The organism is Streptomyces tagetis, from assembly GCF_018069565.1.
In the GTDB taxonomy this organism is placed as follows: domain Bacteria; phylum Actinomycetota; class Actinomycetes; order Streptomycetales; family Streptomycetaceae; genus Streptomyces; species Streptomyces tagetis.
Map to the genome: position 1 here is coordinate 503283 of NZ_JAGPNL010000001.1, position 19021 is coordinate 522303.

Below are 19021 nucleotides of genomic sequence, written 5' to 3' on the forward strand. Positions count from 1 at the left end.
CAGCCGTCCGGCCCACCGGACGGCTTGGTCTCCCCCGGAACAGCCGCCCTGCCCCCCGTCCGTCACCACCGGGGCCGGGCGCGGCGGCCGAAGAGGATGCCGGCCGGTTCCGGAGGGGGCGGGGTGCCGCGGCGCAGTGGCCAGGCGAGGAGCATGCCGACGAGGAAGCCGACGATGTGGGCCACGTAGGCGACGGTGCCCGCGTCGGAGACGGCGCCGCCGGAGGAGTAGAGGGCCTGGAGGACGAACCAGGAGCCCAGCACGATCCAGGCGGGCAGGCGCAGCGGCAGGAAGATCAGGAAGGGGACGAGGACCCAGACGCGGGCCCTCGGATAGAGCACGAGGTAGGCGCCGAGGACCCCGGCGATCGCGCCCGAGGCGCCGATCAGGGGCTCGGTGGAGCCGGCGTTCAGCAGGGCGAAGCCGTAGGTCGCGACGTAGCCGCAGAATCCGTAGAAGAGCAGGAAGCGGAAGTGGCCCATGCGGTCCTCGACGTTGTTGCCGAAGATCAGCAGGAAGAGCATGTTGCCCAGCAGGTGCAGCCAGCTCCCGTGCAGGAACATCGCGGTCAGCACGCTCAGCTCGGGCGACTTGTCGTACCCCGGCGGGCCGATCACGCACCCCTGCCCGCGCGGGCCGACGCCCACCGCGCCGGTCGGCACGAGGTGCGGCAGCCGGTGGTGCACCAGCTCCTGCGGCACCGCCGCCCACTGGTCCAGGAACGCCTGGAGGTGGCAGAGCTGCGCCAGGTTGCCCTGACCCGTCGCCGAGTCGGCCACGCCGGGGGTGAACACGACGAAGACCAGGACGTTCGCGGCGATGAGCGCGTACGTCACCCAGGGCGTGCGGCGCAGCGGGTTGACGTCATGGACGGGGATGACCACGTGTGACTACTGCCCCGTGGGCGGCGGGTGAATCGGGCGGCGGCCCCGAACGCGTCCGTCCGGGTGCCGGTCCGCGTCCCCGTAGCAGGGCCGTGACGCGCCCTCAGCAGGTCTGCCGGACGGCGGTCGCCGCCTTGCGGGCCGCTACCAGGACCGGGTCCCAGACCGGGGAGAACGGCGGCGCGTACCCGAGGTCGAGGGCGGTCATCCGCTCCACCGTCATCCCGGCCGTGAGCGCCACCGCGGCGACGTCGACCCGTTTGGCCGCCCCCTCGCGGCCGACGATCTGGACGCCGAGCAGCCGGCCGGTGCGCTGCTCGGCGATCATCTTCACCGTCATCGGCGAGGCCCCCGGGTAGTAGCCGGCGCGGCTGGTGGACTCGATGGTGACCGTCACGAAGCGCAGCCCCACCCGGCGGGCGTCCTTCTCCCGCAGTCCGGTCCGCGCGATCTCCAGGTCGCACACCTTGCTGACCGCGGTGCCCACCACGCCCGGGAAGGTGGCGTAACCGCCGCCCACGTTGGTGCCGATGACCTGCCCGTGCTTGTTGGCGTGGGTGCCGAGGGCGATGTGCCGCTCCTGTCCGGAGACCAGGTCGAGGACCTCCACGCAGTCCCCGCCGGCCCAGATGTCCTCGTGGCCGCGTACCCGCATGGCCCGGTCGGTGAGCAGCCCGCCGTGCGCGCCCAGCGGCAGCCCGGCCGCCGCGGCGAGCGACGTCTCCGGGCGCACGCCGATGCCGAGCACCACCACGTCCGCCGGGTACTCGGCGTCCCGGGTCGCCACCGCGCGGACCCGGCCGTCCTCGCCGGTGCGGACCTCGGTGACCTCGGCGTCGTCGACCATGGTGATGCCGAGCCCCTCCATCGCCTCGTGCACCAGGCGGCCCATGTCCGGGTCGAGGGTGGACATCGGCTCGCTGCCCCGGTTGACGACCGTCACCTCGTAGCCGCGGTGGATGAGGGCCTCGGCCATCTCCACGCCGATGTACCCGGCGCCGACGACCACCGCGCGCCGGCCGCGGGTGCGGGACAGCGTGTCGATCAGGGCCTGACCGTCGTCGAGGGTCTGCACGCCGTGCACCCCCGGCGCGTCCACGCCCGGCAGGTCGGGCCGCACGGGCCGGGCCCCGGTGGCGATGACGAGCTTGTCGTACGGCGTCCAGTACGCGGTGCCCGTACCGGCCTCCCGCGCGCGGACCCGCTTGCCCGCGGGGTCGATCGCGGTGACCTCGGTACGCATCCGCAGGTCGATGGCGCGCTCCCGGTGCTCCTCGGGGGTGCGGGCGATCAGCTCGTCCCGGTCGGAGACGTCGCCGCCGACCCAGTAGGGGATGCCGCACGCCGAGAAGGAGGTGAAGTTGCCCCGTTCGAAGGCCACGATCTCCAGCTCGTCGGGCCCCCTCAGCCGGCGGGCCTGCGACGCCGCGGACATCCCCGCGGCGTCGCCGCCGACGACCACCAGCCGTTCCCGCGTACCCCTGGCATCCCTCGCACCGTTGACGTCCATACGGACACGCTACGCGGGCGGCGCCGCCCGGCCCTCGCCCGGCTCCTCCGGGGCGCCCGGCTTCTCCGGGGCCGCCGGCTCCTCCGGGTTCGCGCCCGGCTCCTCGCGGCCCGGGTCCCCGGCGACCGGCGGGGCGACCGGCAGCCCGCCCGTCCCCGGGGTCGCCCCGGGTGCGGCGGGTGCCTCCGGGACGGCGGTCGCCCCCGGTGCGGCGGGCCGCGGTGCGCCGCGCCGCCGCAGCCACGGGCGCACCACCCGGTGCCACAGCAGCATCAGCACCACCACCGGCACCGCGAACGGCAGCAGCGCCCCGCACACCACCGCCAGCCAGCGCAGCGCCGTCACGAAGGCGTCCCAGCCGCCCGCCAGCGCGTCGGTGAAACCGGGGCCGTCGTCCCCGTCGTCGCCGTTGTCACCGGCTCGCTGCGTCTCGGTCAGCGACAGGGTGACGGTGGCCAGCTCGGTGCGGTCCTTCAGGGCCGCCTGCCGGGCCAGCAACGCTTCCAACTCGGCCTCGCGCGAGCTGAGTTCACCCTCCAGCAGGACCACGTCGTCCAGCGCGGTGGCCCGCTCCATCAGCTCGCGGACCCGGATCACGCTGGCCCGCTGCGAGGCGATGCGGCTCTCCACGTCGACCACCTGGTCGGTGACGTCCTCCGCCTGGGCCGAGCGCTCCAGCAGCGTCCCCGCGTCCTCCAGCTCGTCCAGGACCGCCTGGTACCGGTCGGCCGGCACCCGCAGCACCATCCGGGTCCGCTCCCGGCCCTCCCGGTCGCGGGTCGTCGTCTCGTCGCCGACGTACCCGCCGGCCCGCTCGACACCGCTCCGGGCCGCGTCACGGGCGCCGGGCACGTCCTCGACCCGCACGGTCAGCGAGGCGGTGCGCGCGACATGGGTCCGCGCGGTCGCCGCCGCGGACCCGGCCCGGCCGCGCTCCGCGTCGGTGCCCGACCCGCCGGCGTCCTCCTTGCCTGCGCTCTTCTCGTCGGCCGCCGCCCCCGCCCCGGCGTCGGCCGGGGCGTACGCCGGCTCGTCGCGGGCCGCGGCGGAGCCGGGTTTCGCCGAGTCGTCCGAGGCGCCGCAGCCCGCCAGGGCGAGCGAGGCGGCGAGCAGCAGCGCGGACAGGGCGCGCACCGGCCGCGCGGAACGTCGTCGTACGGGCATGGTCCGTCCCCCCAGGGATCGTGATGCTTGTCGTACGTTCGACGTCCGGCGGGCGCGGACGGTGGCCTCCGGCGGGTCCCGAAGCGGTCACGATCCGGACGCGGCGGGAGGCGGTGGGGAGGCGGCGGGGAGGCGGCGGAGCGCTCCGCCGGGTCTGACAAGCTGGTGCCATGAGCGCTAGCGAGAGCCCCGCGGACCCGGGGCACGTCGTCGTCATCGGGGCCGGGATCGCCGGACTGGCCGCCGCCCACCGCCTGCTGGGACACGGCGCCCGGGTGACCGTCCTGGAGGCGTCCGGCCGCGTCGGCGGCAAGCTGCTCGCCGGGGAGATCGCCGGGGCGCGCGTCGACCTGGGCGCCGAATCGATGCTCGCCCGCCGCCCCGAGGCCGTCGGCCTCGCCCGCGAGGCGGGCCTCGGCGACCGGCTCCGGCCACCGGCCACCGCCACCGCCTCCCTGTGGACCCGCGGCGCCCTGCGCCCCATGCCCAAGGGCCATGTGATGGGCGTCCCCGGCACCGCCGCCGCCCTCGCCGGGGTGCTCTCCGAGGAGGGCCTCGCCCGCATCGAGCGCGACGCCGACCTGCCCCGCACCGAGATCGGCGACGACGTGGCCGTCGGCGAGTACGTCGCGGCCCGCCTCGGCCGCGAGGTCGTCGACCGCCTCGTCGAACCGCTGCTCGGCGGCGTCTACGCGGGCGACGCGTACCGGATCTCCCTGCGCTCGGCCGTCCCCCAGCTCTTCGAGGCCGCCCGCACCCACACCTCCCTCACCGAGGCCGTACGGGAGATCCAGGGGCGCACCGCCACCGCCCCGACCGGCCAGGGCCCCGTCTTCATGGGCATCGAGGGCGGCGTCGGCACGCTCCCCCTCGCCGTCGCCGCCTCGGTGCGCGCCCGGGGCGGCGAGATCGTCACCGGCGCCCCCGTCACCGAGCTGCGCCGCACCGCCTCGGGCGGCTGGCGGATCGCCGCCGGGGACCGGGTGCTGCACGCCGGCGCGGTCGTCGTCGCCGCCCCCGCGCCCGCCGCCGCCGGCCTGCTGCGCGCCGAGTGCCCGGCCGCCGCCGCCGAGCTGTCCGCCGTCGAGTACGCCTCCATGGCCCTGATCAGCCTCGCCTACCGGCGCGCGGACGCCGCCGTCCTCCCCGAGGGCAGCGGCTTCCTCGTGCCACCGGTCGACGGCCGCACCATCAAGGCGTCCACCTTCGCCTCCCGCAAGTGGGGGTGGATCGCCGAGGAGGACCCGGAGCTGGTCGTCGTGCGCACCTCCGTCGGACGGTACGGGGAGACGGAGATCCTCGGCCGCGACGACCAGGGCCTCGTCGACGTCTCCCGGCACGACCTCAAGGAGGCCACCGGACTGGCCGCCGAACCCGTCGCCACCCGCGTCACCCGCTGGGACGACGGCCTGCCCCAGTACCCGGTCGGCCACCACGCGCGCGTGGCCCGCGTCCACGGCCACGTGGCGAAGCTCCCCGGGCTCGCCCTGTGCGGCGCGGCCTACGACGGGGTCGGCATCCCGGCCGTCATCGCCAGTGCCTACGCCGCCGCCGACCGGGTCCACGAGGAGCGCGGGCACACCACCGACCCGGTGGGGCGTCCCGGAGGGGGAGCGGGAGAATAGGGCCATGAGTGACAACGCCTCCACCCCCGCCGCCGGCCGCATCCCCAACAAGGGAAAGCTGGCCAAGGACCTCAACGATGTCATCCGCTACACCCTCTGGTCCGTCTTCCGGCTCAAGGACGTGCTCCCCGAGGACCGCGCCGGCCACGCCGAAGAGGTCCAGGAGCTGTTCGACCAGCTCACCGCGAAGGGGGTGACGATCCGCGGCACGTACGACGTCTCCGGGCTCCGCGCCGACGCCGACCTCATGATCTGGTGGCACGCCGAGACCGCCGACGAACTCCAGGAGGCGTACAACCTCTTCCGCCGCACCCGGCTGGGCCGCGCCATGACCCCGGTCTGGTCGAACATGGCGCTGCACCGCCCCGCCGAGTTCAACCGCTCGCACATCCCGGCCTTCCTGGCCGACGAGACGCCGCGCAACTACATCAGCGTCTACCCGTTCGTGCGCTCCTACGACTGGTACCTGCTGCCCGACGAGGACCGCCGCCGCATGCTCGCCGACCACGGCAAGATGGCCCGCGGCTACCCGGACGTGCGCGCCAACACGGTCGCCTCCTTCTCGCTGGGCGACTACGAGTGGCTCCTCGCCTTCGAGGCCGACGAGCTGGACCGCATCGTCGACCTCATGCGCCACCTGCGCGCCTCCGAGGCGCGGATGCACGTCCGCGAGGAGGTCCCGTTCTTCACGGGCCGCCGCAAGGACATCGCCGAGCTGGTCGCCGGTCTCGCCTGATCAGGCCGCGGGCGCCGGCTCCGGCACCGGCACCGGCTCGGACGCCGGTTCCGGGGCCGGCGCCGTGACCGGACGTGGTTCCGGGCGCGGGGCGCAGGACGCGTCCCGCGCCGGGAGCCGCCCCCGGAGCAGGTACGCCTCCAGGTAAGCGTTTGCGCAAGCGTTCGGCCCGCCCGAGATCCCGTGCGTGCCCGCGCCGCGCTCGGTGACCAGCACCGACCCGGACAGGCGCCGGCGCAGCTCCCGCGCGCCCGCGTACGGGGTGGCGGCGTCGTGCTCGGCGGCCAGCAGCAGCACCGGCGGCAGCTCGCCGGGCAGGGTGCGCACGTCCAGGGGCCGTTGCCGGGGCGCGGGCCAGTAGGCGCACGGCAGGTTGGTCCACACGTTGTCCCAGGTCTCGAAGGGCGCGGTGCGGGCCAGGAGGGTGTTGTCCCGGTCCCAGACGCGGAAGTCGGTGGGCCAGGGCGCGTCGTTGCACTCGACGGCGGTGTAGACCGCGGCGCCGTTCTCCGCTGCCCCGGCCGCCGCCGGCCCGCCGGGCGGCGCCGCCTGCCCGGTCAGCGGCCCGGGGTCCCCCTTCAGGTAGGCCGACAGGGCCGCCGCGCGGTACGGCCAGTAGCCGTCGTGGTAGCCGGTGTCCAGGAACGCGCCGTGCAACTGCGCCGGGCCCACCGTCCCGCCCGCGGGACGCGCCGAGAGCCGTTCGCTCGCGCGCTCGTACGCCGCCTGCACCTTCCCGGGCGTGTCGCCGAGGCCGTAGACGTCGTCGTGGGCCGCCGTCCACGTCTTGAACGCCGTCCAGCGGTCCTCGAACGCCGCCGACTGGCCGAGGTTGTTGCGGTACCAGAGCCGTCCGGGCGCCGGGTTCACCACCGAGTCGAACACCATCCGCCGCACATGCGAGGGGAACAGCTCCGCGTACAGCGCCCCGAGGTAGGTGCCGTACGACGCGCCGAGGAAGGTCAGCCGCTCCTCGCCCAGCGCGGCCCGCAGGACGTCCAGGTCCCGGGCGTTGTTCGGCGAGTGGTAGTGGCGCAGCGCCTCGCCGGTCCGTTCGGCGCAGCCGCGCGCGTACGAGGCCGCCTCGGCGGCGCGTTCCCGCTTCACCGCGGGGGAGGGGTGCGTGGGCGCGGGCCGGGGGCCCTTGAAGAAGTGCCGCGGGTCCTGGCAGGAGACGGCGGTCGAGGGGGCGACACCGCGCGGGGCGTAGCCGACCAAGTCGTAGGCGGCCGCGATCCGCCGCCAGGCGGGCGCCTCGGCCGCGCGCGGGAAGGACAGGCCGCTGCCGCCCGGACCGCCCGGGTTGAAGACCAGGGCGCCCTGCCGGGGCACCGGGCGGCCGTCCCCGTCCGGGTCCTCGCCGGTGGCGGGCAGGCGGCTGACCACGATCCGGATCTGCTCGCCGTCCGGGTCCGCGTAGTCGAGCGGGACGGTGAGCGTGCCGCAGCGCGCGGCGGCCGGCAGGCCCTCGCCCTCGGGGCAGTCGCCGTCGGCGAGGCCGGTGGCGGCGGCGCGGGCGGCGGCCACGGCGGTGCCGCGCGCCTCCGCCGCGCCGGTCCCCTCGGGCGCGGCCCCGGCCGGGGGGACGGCGAGGGCGGTCAGGAGCAGGGCCCCGACGGCCGGGCGGATGACGGCTGTTCGCATCGGGGTGTCCCTTCGGTGCGCGGCGACGACACCGGGGATGCTGCGTGGCGGGGCGCGGCCGGGCAAGCACCGTCCGGCGTGTCGGCACCGGGGCGCTTCCGTGCGCCCCCGGGTGTGTCAGCCCGCCTGGCCGGCAGACCCGGCGTCCCCCTCGCGGCGGCCGTGGGGCGGCCGGTGGCCCCCGGGCGGCCGGTGACCGTACGGGGGCGGGGCGCTGCGGGCGCTCTGCGGGCGTCCCCCGACGTGCTCCTCGCGGTCGGCGAAGGCCGCCCGCAGGTCCGGCTCGCCGACGGCGTGGACACCGCGCACGGCGACCGACACGAGGAACGCGCGCTCGTCGCCCCGGCCACCCCCGCCGGCCTGCCGGGCGAGCGCGCCGAGCAGCCGCTGCCCGGCGGGGGACGCCCAGTGCGGGTAGGGGTGCACCTCCATGCGGGCGATGGCCAGGCAGCTCAGGGTGAGGGTGAGCGGCAGCGCGAACCACAGGGCGATCAGGTGGCGCGGCAGCTCCACCGGGACGGGCAGCGCCAGGGCGACGCCGGCCAGCACGCACACCGCCGCCGCGGCGAGCCGCACCCGCCGCACCCCGGCGGCGACACTGCGGCTGCCGTCCGGCACGGCGAGCCCGGCACCGACCAGCCGGCCGGCGAGGGAGCGCACCGGGTCGGCGCCGGCCGCCACGGCCCGTACCGGCGCTATCCGGGACTGGCCGCCGGGCCCTATGGCACCGAGGACGGACCATTCCATCTCGTCCCGCGCGCACGGGTCGACGACGGTCGCCCAGCCGGTGTGCGCGAGCAGCAGCCGCCGCTGACGGGCCATCGCCACGAGCGTCAGGTCGGCGACCCGCCGCGGGCCCCCGGAGAGGAACGCTGCCTCGTACAGCGTCAGCGGGCGCTCGCGCCCGGCGCCGCGGTCGAGCGCGGCGGAGCGGACGGCCGCCAGGCACAGCCGTGCGCACGCCGTACCCGCCACGGCCCACGCGGTCAGCAGCAGAGGGACCCAGAACATGCCGTACTTCTATGCCACCGCCGCCCGCCCGCGCCATGCCCTGTTCACATTCCGGACGCGGTGTGACGGTCCCTCGGCCGGGGGTCGGAGGCCGGGTTCAGCGGCGCGACAGCACCCGCCGGGCCGTCCGGGCCAGGCGCGCGGCCGGTGTCCGCGGGCGCGGTGCCGGTCCCGACCGGTCGAGCCACCACTCCCGCAGCCGGTGCCGGGCCCGCGCGTCGCCCGGCCGGCCGTCGCGCAGCAGCGCTTCGGCGAAGTCCAGCGCGTCACGCCGGTACCCGCCGGTCAGCGGCCGGCCCTGGGCGTACGCGAGGAAGGCGGGCCGGTACTCCTCGCCGAGGAGGGCGGGGAGTTCGGGCGCCACCTTGGCGACCACGTCGGCCCGCTTGGCGGCGAGCGCCCGCGCCTGCACCCCGATCCGCATCCGGTCGAAGCCCTCCGGTACGGGCGTCCCGGCGACCAGCGCGGACAGCAACGAGGTCTGCGCGAGGCCGAGCCGCCGCCGGGCCGGGTCGGTGGCTTCCTCCGCCGCCTCGCGCGGGACCGGTCGCGGTGCGGGCGGCGAGGAGGGGCCCGGAGCGGTGCCGGGGCCGTCGTCGGAGCGGGAGCCCCGGGAAGCACCGGGGCCCGTACCGGCATCGCGGCCCCGGGTCACGGCGGCCCGGATGGCGTCCATCTCCGCCGCCAGTTCGCCCGGCGGGGGGAAGTTCTCGTCGCGCTCCAGCAGCACGCCCGGCGGCGCCACCCGCGAGGCGAGGTCGGTGAGGATGTCCAGCACCACGGGCGGCACGGGGTGGGCGTGGCTGTCGTGCCAGACGCCGTCGCGCACGAAGCCGCCCGCGACGTGGACGTAGGCCAGGGCCTCCAGCGGGAGGTCGCGCAGCGCCTCGGCCGGGTCCTCGCCCCGGTTGACGTGGTTGGTGTGGAGGTTGGCCACGTCGATCAGCAGCCGCACCCCGGTGCGGTCGGCCAGCTCGTACAGGAACTGTCCCTCCGTCATCTCCTCGCCCGGCCAGGACAGCAGCGCGGCGATGTTCTCCACGGCGAGCGGCACGGGCAGCGCGTCCTGCGCGACGCGCACGTTCTCGCACAGCACGTCGAGGGCGTCGCGGGTGCGCGGCACGGGCAGCAGGTGCCCCGCCTCCAGGCGCGGCGAGGCGGTCAGCGGCCCGCCCGCCCGCACGAACGCGATGTGCTCGGTGACCAGCGGCGCTTCCAGCACCCGTACCCGCTCGGCCAGCGCCGCGAGCCGCCCGGCGTCCGGCCGCTCGGCGCCGCCGAGGCCGAGCGAGACGCCGTGCGGGACGACGGTGACGCCGCGTTCGCGCAGCCGCAGCAGCGAGCCGGGCACGTGTCCCGGGCAGACGTTCTCCGCGACCGCCTCGACCCAGTCGACGCCGGGCATCGCCTCCACGACCCCCGCGATCTCCGGCCGCCACCCGATCCCCGTCCCGAGCCGCACCATGCCGTTCCCCCCGTTCCCGTCCCTGATCCCGTCACCGTCCCGGCCCCCGGAGCCGTCCCCGTACGCCGTGCCCCGCCCCCCGGTACGAGGGCTATGTCCCGGATCTCCCGGCCGGAACCCCGAGGAGGGTGTCTTCAGAGCAACATCTGAGCTTCACGCGGGGCGGCGGCGCAGTGCCGGGTGGTCCGCGATCACCGTGCAGGAGCCGGGGGCGATCTCCGTGAAACCGGCGTCCCGGACCATGGGCAGGCCGGCCTCGGTGAGGGCGGGCCAGCCGGCGGGGTCCGCGGCGCGCACGGCGAGCGGGAAACCGGCGTCCTGCCAGGCGGTGCGCTCCGCCGGGGACAGGGCCCACCAGGCGAGCTGGGCGCCGTGCCCGGCCTGGGCCATCGCCTTGCCCGCCGTCATGTCCAGTCCGGGGTTGAGCCACAGCACGGGCACCGACGGACCGGCGGCGGCCGGGGGTTCGGGGTCGTCTAGGTCGGTGCCGGAGACCTGGAGGCGGGCCAGGTCCTTCGGCCAGCCGTCGAGCGGCACGGGCGGGAAGACCCGCACTCGCGCCGACCCCCCGGTGACGGTGATGCCGGGCAGCGCCTCGGCCCGCCGCCACTCGGCGCCCCGTGCCCGCCGCACCACCTTGCGGATGCGGGCGTCCTCCCAGCCGCGCACGGCACCGGCCCAGTCGCCATCGCCGTTCGCGCGCTCGTCGGCCAGCAGGAGCAGCACGGCTCGGGCGGTGGTCTCCAGCGCGTCCGTACGGGCCGGCGGATCGGCCCGTTCGATGCGGACGACCAGCGGCAGGACGAACTGCGGCGCGAGATCGCGGGCGCCGGGCGCGGCGCGGAAGGGGCTGTCGGGGACGGACGTCGGTTCGGTGCTCACGTCCCCAGTCTGCCAAGCCGGCCGGTCACGCCGGTGCCCGGACCGCAGCCCAGGCCGCGCGGGGCCGGCCCGGTGTCCCGCCTCAGTGCCGCCCGTTCGCGGCGCCGATCAGGTCGGAGACCTTGACCAGGGTGTATCCGCGCTCGCGCAGCGCCGGCACGATGGTCCGCACGGCTTCCTCGGTCACCGGGGCGGCGCTGTCGGTGCAGTGCATGACGACGACCGAGCCCGGCCGGACCCCGTCCAGCACCTGCCCGGCCACCGCGTCGGCGTCCGTGGCGAAGGCGTCGCCGCTCACCACGTCCCACTGCACGGCGGTGACGCCGGTCGCGGACAGCTCCTTGAGCGCGGTGCGGTCGTAACAGCCGCCGGGGAAACGGAAGTACGGCATCGGATCGGGCACCCCGGCCTTGCGGAAGGCGTCGTAGGCGCGCTCCACGTCCGTACGCATCCGCTCCCGGGACACGGTCGGCAGGCCGTAGCAGTCACCGGTGTAGGAGTAGTGGCTGTAGGAGTGGTTGGCGATCTCGAACTGGGGGTCCCGGCCGAGGGAGCGGGCCTCGTCCGGGTACTCCTCGGCCCAGCGCCCGGTCATGAACACGGTGGCGGGCACCTTCAGCTCCCGCAGGGTGGCGATCAGCTTCGGGTTGTCGAAGCGCTCGCCCGACGCCGCCCGGGGCCCCTGGTCGGCGGTCATGTCGGCGTCGAAGGTGAGGGCGACCGTCTTGCCCTGGGTGCGGGGCCCGTGTTCGAAGACGGGGGTGAGCCCGCCGGGCCCCGGGGCGAGGGTGGGCGGCTTGGCGGGGGCGGCGGACGGCGACGGGGAGGCGGAGGCGGAGGAGACGGCGGAGGGGGCCGAGGCTCCGGGCCGGGGCGCCTGCGGGGCGTCGGCGGTCCCGCAGGCGGCGAGGGCCGCGGAGGCGGCGCCCAGGGCGCACACGAGGGCGGTACGTCGTACGAGAGGATTCACCGTACGACCGTAGGAGTGTGGTGATCGGAAGATACGACGATCGGGGGCGACGTGCCCGGGGCGTCACCCTCCCGGGCCAGACGTGCCCTCAGATGTCCCGTTCCTCCAGGGGCCTGGTCGCCGGGCCCTCGATCACCGAACCGTCGACGCCGAACCGGGAGCCGTGGCAGGGGCACTCCCACGCCTTCTCGGCCGCGTTGAACGCCACCAGACAGCCCAGGTGGGTGCAGCGCGCCGAGAGCGCGTGGGCTCTCCCGTCCTCGTCCCGGTAGACGGCGAGCCGGTCGCCGCCGGCCCGGACCACGGCGCCCTCGCCCCGCGGCAGGGCCTCCACCGGCGGCGCGGGCCGCAGCCGGTCCCCGACGAAGCGGCGGGCGATGTCCGCCTGCTTGCGCAGCAGCGCCGGTGCCTCGCGCACCGCCGTCGCCAGCCGCCTCGGGTCGTACAGCCCGCCCCAGGCGCACTCCTCGCCCTCGATCTGCCGGGTGAGCAGCAGCCCCGCCATGATCCCGCCGCTCAGCCCCCAGCCGCCGAAGCCGGTGGCGACGTGGACGCGCCGGGTGCCGGGGTGCAGCGGGCCCACCATCGCCACGGTGTCGGTGGGGTCGATGTCCTGGGTGGCCCAGGCGTACTCCGGCGACACGCCCGGGAAGTTCCGGGTGGCCCACGAGGTCAGCCGGTCGAAGCGTTCGCGCGTGTCGCCGGTGCCGGGCAGGAAGTGCTCCCCGGTGACCAGGAGCAGCCGCCGCGAGGTGTCGTCCCCGAGGGGTGCCGTGCGCACCGAGCGCGTGTTCTCCTCCGGCGTGATGTACATGCCGTCCGGGTCGAGGCCGGCCGCGACCGGCCCGGCCACCACCAGCTCCCGGCGCGGGACGAGACGGGCGAAGAGCAGCGCGCGGTCGAAGACCGGGTAGTGCGTGGCCACGACCACGTCCCGCGCGGTCACCGTCGCCCCGGCCGTGGTGGAGACCCGGCACGGATCGCCCTCGGTCAGGCCGTCCACGGTGGTGTGCTCGTGAATCCGCCCGCCGCGCGCCTCCAGGTCGTCGGCGAGCGCGAGCAGGTACGACCGCGGGTGGAACTGGGCCTGCCCGGTGACCCGGACCGCGCCCGCCACCGGGAACGGCAGCCCCGTCTCCGTCACGAAGGCGGCCGGCAGCCCGGCCTGACGCGCCGCCTCCGCCTCGGCCCGCACCTCGTCGGCGCGGGCCGGGTCGCGGACGTAGGTGTACGCGTCGCGCGTCTCCCAGTCGCAGTCGATGCCCAGCTCGGCGGCGATGGAGGCGGCGCGCTCGATCGCCTCGGTCTGCGAGCGGGCGTAGAGCCGGGCGGCCTCGGGGCCGCGGGTGCGCCGCAGCCGCTCGTAGATCAGGGTGTGCAGGACGGTCAGCTTGGCGCTGGTGCGGCCGGTGACCCCGGCGGCGGTCCGGCCGGCGTCCAGCACCACCACCCGGCGGCCGGTCCGGGCCAGCTCCCAGGCCGTGCTCAGGCCGGCGATGCCCGCGCCGATCACGACGGCGTCGGCGTCGGTGTCGCCCTCCAGCGCGGGCCGTGAAGGCCCGCCGGGCGCGGTCCGGAGCCAGTACGAGTCACTGGCGTGTGTCGTGTCCGTCATACGCCCCGGGTACCCCGCGGGGCCGGGCGTCACCGGGCTCGCGGGGGAACGGCGGCGCCGGGCCCGGAGGACAGGGGGCCGGGCGCCCGGCGGGCGGATCGGCCGGGCGGGCGGATCGGCCGGGTGGGCCCCAGGCCGGGGCCCGCCGTGTCGGGCTCGCCCGGATCGGGTCCGCAATGGGCCCGCCGTGGCCGGCCCCGGGGGGGTGCCTCTATGTCTTTCGTCAAGGCACCTCTGTCGGGTTTCGGCTGGTTCGGGCTTGCTGAAGCTATGCGGCGAGCTCGACGTCCGTCGGTGTCCGGGATTCATAGAAAGTGCCGTCGCGGAGCATGGCGAACAGGACGCTGATGCGTTGGCGGGCGAGGCGGAGAAGGGCCTGAGTGTGGGTCTTGCCGCGGGCGCGTTGCTTGTCGTAGTAGGCGCGGGAGGCCGGGTCGGCGTTCATGCAGGCGAAGGCGGACAGGAACATCGCCCGTTTGAGCTGCCGGTTCCCGCCTCGGGGAGCGTGCTCGCCGTGAATCGAGGTCCCGGACTGCTTCGTGGTGGGGGCGAGGCCGGCGTAGGAGGCGAGGTGGGCGGCGGTGGGGAAGCTGGTGCCGTCGCCGACGGTGACCAGCAGGACGGCGGCGGTCCTGACGCCGACGCCGGGCATCGACGTCAGGACCGGGGAAAGAGGGTGGGCCTCCAGCAGGGTGTTGATCCGGGCTTCCATCGCCCGGCGCTGGGTGTGGACGGCGGCGAGCGAGGCGGCCAGGGAGGGGATGACGATGTCGAGGGTGCCGGTGCCTGGGACCACGACGGTCTGCTCGTCGAGCGCGTCGAAGACGTCGTCGATGAGCCGGGTGGCCATGCGCGGGGCCTTGGGGCGGATCAGCTCCACGAGTCTGCGGCGGCCTGCCTTGCGCAGGGCGGCCGGGGAGCCGTAGCGCTCCAGGAGCCAGGTGACGGCCTGGTGGTCCAGGCGCGGGCCCAGGACGCGTTCCAGGGAGGGGTGGAACTGGGTGAGCAGGCCGCGTATCCGGTTGCTGGTGCGGGTGGCCTCGGCGGCGAGGTCCTGGTCGAAGCCGACGAGCACGGTCAGCTCGGCGGTGATCTCGTCGGTCAGTTCCAGCGAGCGCAGGGTGTGCGGCATCGTCCGTGCGGCGTCCGCGATCACCGCGGCGTCCTTGGCGTCGGTCTTGGCCTCGCCCGGGTAGAGGTCGGCGATCCGGCGCATGGCCAGTCCGGGCAGGTAGGCGACCTGGCAGCCCGCATCGCGGGCGACGGTCAGCGGCAGGGCGCCGATGGAGGCGGGTTGGTCGACGATCACCAGGACGGTGCCGAACTTGTCGCGCAGCTTGTCGAAGACGGCCCGCAGCCCGGGTTCGTTGGGCAGCGGTTTGTCGAAGACCTTCTTCCCGCCCGGGGTGAGCCCGTGACCGTGGTGAGCGGTCTTGCCGACGTCCAGGCCCAGGAACATGCCCACGTCTTCGATCTCGAACATTGTGCCCCTTCCCAGGGGAATTGACAGTGCCGGCCTCGGCTCGGGTGTCGTGCTCGCGCATCCACGTTATGCAGACCTGCCGCCCGTGAACTGTCCGGCATTGCGCCGGACCGGACGGTGGCCGGACCTCTGATCAGCGTCTCCGACGAACACCCCCGGACCCGGTGACACCACCCCCCAGGTCATGCCGTCGACAGGGGGCAACAGTCATACCGGGCCCGGAGGCCAGCGGCCCCATTGCGGAGCCGCAGAAAACATAACGGGGCAGCCACGGGCCGGGCCCGGCGCCTGCCCGGCCCGGCCCGCAGCGCGCCGACCCGGCCAGGCCCCGCAGGGGCCGGCGGCCCTGCGGGGCACGCCGGGCACGCCGGGCACGCCGGGCAGGCCCGCCTGGCAAGGCACCCGTAGGGGTCAGCCGTGCCAGGGGCCGGTGACGGCGAAGGTCGTCCCGGGCGTGTAGCAGTTGACGTACATGGTGGCGCCGTCGGGGGAGAAGGTGACCCCGGCGAACTCGCCCCACTCCGGCTTCCCCGGCGTGCCGATGTCCTGCCGGCCGCGGGCCATCGCGTAGACCTCGCCGCGTGGGGTGACGCCGAAGACGTGCTGGGCGCCGTCGCCGTCCTCGCAGACCATGAGGCCGCCGCTGGGCGCCAGGCAGATGTTGTCCGGGGACTCGCCGGGCAGTTGGACGTCGGTGTCCGGGCCGAAGACGACGACCAGGGTGAGCCGACGCCGCTCGGGGTCGTAGCGCCAGATCTGGCCGTGGTGGTCGGCGGCCGACCCCTCCGCGCTGCGGGCGAAGGACGACACGAAGTACACGCTCCCGCCGCCCCAGTAGCAGCCCTCCAGTTTCTGCGCGTGGGTGATGCCGCCGCGGCCGAAGTCCTGGAAGCGGACGGGCGTGCCGGACGCGAGCGGGTCGGGCACGTCCACCCACTCGACGCCGTCGAAGCGGGTGCCGGTCTCCTGGATCGTGGACAGGTCGGGCACGCCGGGCACCCGCATCGCCTGGAGCCGGCCGCCCGCGCGCAGCGAGCCGGTGCCGCCCAGCGGCTTGGCGGGCAGGAACCGGTAGAAGAGGCCGAACGGGTGGTCGAAGGCGTCCTCGGTCTCGTAGATCACGCCCAGGCGGGGGTCCACGGCGACCGCCTCGTGCTGGAAGCGGCCCATCGCCTTCAGCGGCACCGCCCCGGTGCGGTGCGGGTCGGCCGGGTCGACCTCGAAGACGAAGCCGTGGTCCCGCTCGTACCCGTTGGTGCCGGCCCGGTCCTCGGTCTCCTCACAGGTCAGCCAGGTGTTCCAGGGGGTGGGTCCGCCCGCGCAGTTGACGGCCGTGCCGGCGACGGCGACCCGCTCGTCCCGGACGTCGCCGGCGGCGTCCAGGGTCAGGACGGTGCAGCCGCCCTTGCCGCCCCGGTCGTAGGTCAGGCCCTCGACGGTGGGGACGGGGAAGGCGGCGTCGACGCGGTTCTCGTGGTTGCGCACCAGGCGGACCCGGCCCCGGCCGCCCGGCGTGCCGACCGGGAAGGCGGCCATGCCGTCGTGGTGGGAGGGGACCGGGCCCTCGCCGGAGCGCAGCGGGTCGCCCTCGCGGGACAGGACCCGGTAGCGGAAGCCGCGCGGCAGGTCGAGCAGGCCGTCGGGGTCGGGGACGAGGGGGCCGTGACCGGCGCCGCGGGGGGTCCGCGCGGCGGCCGTGCCGGCGAAGACCTCGGAGAGGGCCCCGGTGAAGACGATGCCCGCTCCGAGGGCTCCGGAGCGGGCGAGGACTTCCCGGCGGGACGCGGGACGTGACACGGACATGGGCGGGGGCCTTCCTGCTGGGGGACAGGACAGTGACCCCGTCGTGTCTACCACCGGATCGGCACCCCTGGAACCGTACGTGCGGGGGGTGTCACCGGGCGTCACTCCCCGGCGCGGTCCCGGGAACCGGCCGCGGGAGCCGAGGGGGCCGCCCCGTCACCGTGCGGCGGGGCCGCGCGGGAGGCGACGGCGGAGGGGTCGAGCTGCGCCCGCTCCAGGAAGCGGAGCAGCTCCACCGGGAAGGGCAGGACCAGCGTCGAGTTCTTCTCGGCGGCGACGGCCACCATGGTCTGGAGCAGCCGGAGCTGGAGCGCCGCGGGCTGTTCCTCCATCTGGCGGGCGGCGTCGGCGAGCTTCTTCGACGCCTGGTACTCGGCGTCGGCGTTGATGATCCGGGCCCGCCGCTCCCGGTCGGCCTCGGCCTGCCGGGCCATCGAGCGCTTCATCGTGTCCGGCAGGGAGACGTCCTTGATCTCCACCCGGTCGATCTGCACGCCCCAGCCGACGGCCGGGCTGTCGATCATCAGCTCCAGCCCCTGGTTGAGCTTCTCCCGGTTGGAGAGCAGATCGTCCAGGTCGCTCTTTCCGATGATCGAACGCAGCGAGGTCTGCGCCATCTGCGAGACCGCGAACCGGTAGTCCTCGACCCGGACGAGGGCGTTGGCCGCGTCGACGACCTTGAAGTACACCACCGCGTCGACCCGCACGGTCACGTTGTCGCGGGTGATGCCCTCCTGGGCGGGGACCGGCAGCGTCACGATCTGCATGTTGACCTTGTGCAGGTGGTCGACGAACGGGATCACCATCGTGAACCCGGGCTCGCGGACCGTCCCCGCGAGCCGGCCGAGCCGGAAGACCACCCCGCGCTCGTACTGCTTGACGACCCGCGCCGCCGACAGTGCGTAGAGGACCGCGACGCCCGCGATGACGGCGATCACGGTGAGCAGCACCTGGACCATGGCGACCTCCTCGCCCGGGGGTCTGTTTCCACCTCTTCTGTCACGATATGCCCGGCGAGGGGGGTAGGGCATGCCCGCGACCGCGTGCGTTCCGCGGCGGGCGGGGGTCAGGCGTCGACGAGGCGTCCGGCGTCCCTGGCCAGGGCGGTGAGCCGGGAGATGGCCCGGAAGTACTTCTTCCGGTAGCCGCCGCGCAGCATCTCCTCCCCGAAGAGCCGGTCGAAGGGGAGTCCGGAGGCGAGGACGGGTATCTCGCGGTCGTAGAGCCGGTCCGCGAGCACGACGAGGCGCAGCGCCGTCGACTGGTCCGGCACCGCCCGCACCCCGGTCAGGCACACCGCCGTGAGGCCGTCGGTGAGCGCCCCGTAGCGGCTGGGGTGGACGCGGGCCAGGTGGTCCAGGAGGTCGGGGAAGGAGTCCAGGGAGGCGCCCTCGGCGGTCTCGGCGACCCGGGTCACCTGCTCGTCGGAGTAGGGCGCCGGCGCCTCGGGCAGTCCGCGGTGGCGGTAGTCCTCGCCGTCGATGCGCACCGCGCGGAAGTGCGCGGACAGGCCCTGGATCTCGCGCAGGAAGTCGGCGGAGGCGAAACGGCCCTCGCCGAGCTTGCCCGGCAGGGTGTTGGAGGTCGCGGCGAGGGCGACGCCGGCCTCCACGAGCCTGCGGAGCAGGGTGGAGACGAGGACGGTGTCGCCGGGGTCGTCCAGCTCGAACTCGTCGATGCACAGCAGGCGGTGCCCGGAGAGGGTCTGCACGGTCTGCTGGAAGCCGAGGGCGCCGACCAGGTTGGTCAGCTCGACGAAGGTGCCGAACGCCTTGCGGGAGGGGTCGGCGGGGGTGGCGTGCCACAGGGAGGCGAGCAGGTGGGTCTTGCCGACGCCGTAGCCGCCGTCGAGGTAGACGCCGCGGGGGCCGGCGGGGGCCTTGGGTGCCTTGCTCCGCCCGAAGCCGAGGAAGCCGCGTCGCGCGCCGGACGCGGGGGCCCCGTCCAGTCCGGCCGCGAAGCCCTCCAGGACGCCGACGGCCTCGCTCTGGCTCGGCTGGTTCGGGTCCGGCAGGTACGTCCCGAAGCGGACCGAGTCGAAACGCGGCGGCGGCACCATCTCGGCGACCAGCCGGTCCGCGGGGACGCGCGGCTCACGGGCGCACAGGGAGAGCGGGGCCGGGCCGGCTATCGGGGACGACGAGCCGGGAAGGGCGGAACCGGGAGCGGAGGAGGACGACACGATCCCCCATCGTAGGGCCTCCACCCCGCGCCTTCGGCCCCCGAGTG

The 19021-nt window shown here is 75.5% G+C and carries 15 protein-coding genes; 2 read left to right on the forward strand and 13 right to left on the reverse strand.

Features of this window, described 5'->3' with window-relative positions; genetic code table 11:
* Window positions 1-62 precede the first annotated feature (62 nt).
* From J5Y05_RS02150 to J5Y05_RS02160, 3 genes are all read right to left on the reverse strand, one after another.
* Entirely contained in the window at window positions 63-884 is an 822-nt protein-coding gene (locus J5Y05_RS02150) for a rhomboid family intramembrane serine protease (RefSeq protein WP_210868005.1), read from the reverse strand.
* 103 nt (window positions 885-987) lie between these two features.
* Complete coding sequence (locus tag J5Y05_RS02155; RefSeq protein WP_210868006.1) at window positions 988-2394, reverse strand: FAD-dependent oxidoreductase; 1407 nt, start codon at window positions 2392-2394, stop codon at window positions 988-990.
* A 9-nt stretch (window positions 2395-2403) separates the two neighbouring features.
* A complete protein-coding gene (locus tag J5Y05_RS02160) occupies window positions 2404-3558 on the reverse strand; it encodes a DUF4349 domain-containing protein (protein ID WP_210868007.1) in 1155 nt (384 codons plus the stop codon).
* Between the two features lie 170 nt (window positions 3559-3728).
* On the opposite strand from J5Y05_RS02160, the gene hemG reads away from it, so the two are divergent.
* Both hemG and hemQ read left to right on the forward strand, forming a co-directional pair.
* Window positions 3729-5183: a protoporphyrinogen oxidase gene (hemG, locus tag J5Y05_RS02165; RefSeq protein WP_210868008.1), complete on the forward strand. Its 1455-nt coding sequence runs from the start codon at window positions 3729-3731 to the stop codon at window positions 5181-5183.
* Window positions 5184-5187: 4 nt separating this feature from the next.
* Window positions 5188-5919 (forward strand): hydrogen peroxide-dependent heme synthase, encoded by a 732-nt coding sequence (gene hemQ / locus J5Y05_RS02170; protein ID WP_210868009.1) that lies wholly within the window; start codon window positions 5188-5190, stop codon window positions 5917-5919.
* Here hemQ and J5Y05_RS02175 read toward each other — a convergent pair whose 3' ends face one another.
* From J5Y05_RS02175 to zapE, 10 genes are all read right to left on the reverse strand, one after another.
* Window positions 5920-7563, reverse strand: a complete 1644-nt coding sequence (locus J5Y05_RS02175; protein WP_210868010.1) for an alpha/beta hydrolase — start codon at window positions 7561-7563, stop codon at window positions 5920-5922.
* A 117-nt stretch (window positions 7564-7680) separates the two neighbouring features.
* Entirely contained in the window at window positions 7681-8574 is an 894-nt protein-coding gene (locus J5Y05_RS02180; RefSeq protein ID WP_210868011.1) for a TIGR04222 domain-containing membrane protein, read from the reverse strand.
* 97 nt (window positions 8575-8671) lie between these two features.
* Entirely contained in the window at window positions 8672-10039 is a 1368-nt protein-coding gene (locus J5Y05_RS02185) for an MbnB/TglH/ChrH family RiPP precursor modification enzyme (RefSeq protein WP_210868012.1), read from the reverse strand.
* Between the two features lie 153 nt (window positions 10040-10192).
* Window positions 10193-10921: an aminoacyl-tRNA hydrolase gene (locus J5Y05_RS02190; RefSeq protein ID WP_210868013.1), complete on the reverse strand. Its 729-nt coding sequence runs from the start codon at window positions 10919-10921 to the stop codon at window positions 10193-10195.
* A gap of 82 nt (window positions 10922-11003) precedes the next feature.
* Window positions 11004-11891, reverse strand: a complete 888-nt coding sequence (locus tag J5Y05_RS02195) for a polysaccharide deacetylase family protein (RefSeq protein WP_210868014.1) — start codon at window positions 11889-11891, stop codon at window positions 11004-11006.
* Window positions 11892-11979: 88 nt separating this feature from the next.
* Entirely contained in the window at window positions 11980-13506 is a 1527-nt protein-coding gene (locus tag J5Y05_RS02200; RefSeq protein WP_210868015.1) for an FAD-dependent oxidoreductase, read from the reverse strand.
* Between the two features lie 268 nt (window positions 13507-13774).
* Window positions 13775-14989, reverse strand: a complete 1215-nt coding sequence (locus tag J5Y05_RS02205; RefSeq protein WP_210868016.1) for an IS110 family RNA-guided transposase — start codon at window positions 14987-14989, stop codon at window positions 13775-13777.
* A gap of 411 nt (window positions 14990-15400) precedes the next feature.
* Complete coding sequence (locus J5Y05_RS02210) at window positions 15401-16792, reverse strand: alkaline phosphatase PhoX (RefSeq protein ID WP_210868017.1); 1392 nt, start codon at window positions 16790-16792, stop codon at window positions 15401-15403.
* A gap of 101 nt (window positions 16793-16893) precedes the next feature.
* Window positions 16894-17751, reverse strand: coding sequence for a slipin family protein (locus J5Y05_RS02215; RefSeq protein WP_247613999.1), 858 nt, complete (start codon window positions 17749-17751; stop codon window positions 16894-16896).
* A 107-nt stretch (window positions 17752-17858) separates the two neighbouring features.
* A complete protein-coding gene (gene zapE, locus J5Y05_RS02220; RefSeq protein WP_210869626.1) occupies window positions 17859-18977 on the reverse strand; it encodes a cell division protein ZapE in 1119 nt (372 codons plus the stop codon).
* Between the last annotated feature and the right edge of the window lie 44 nt (window positions 18978-19021).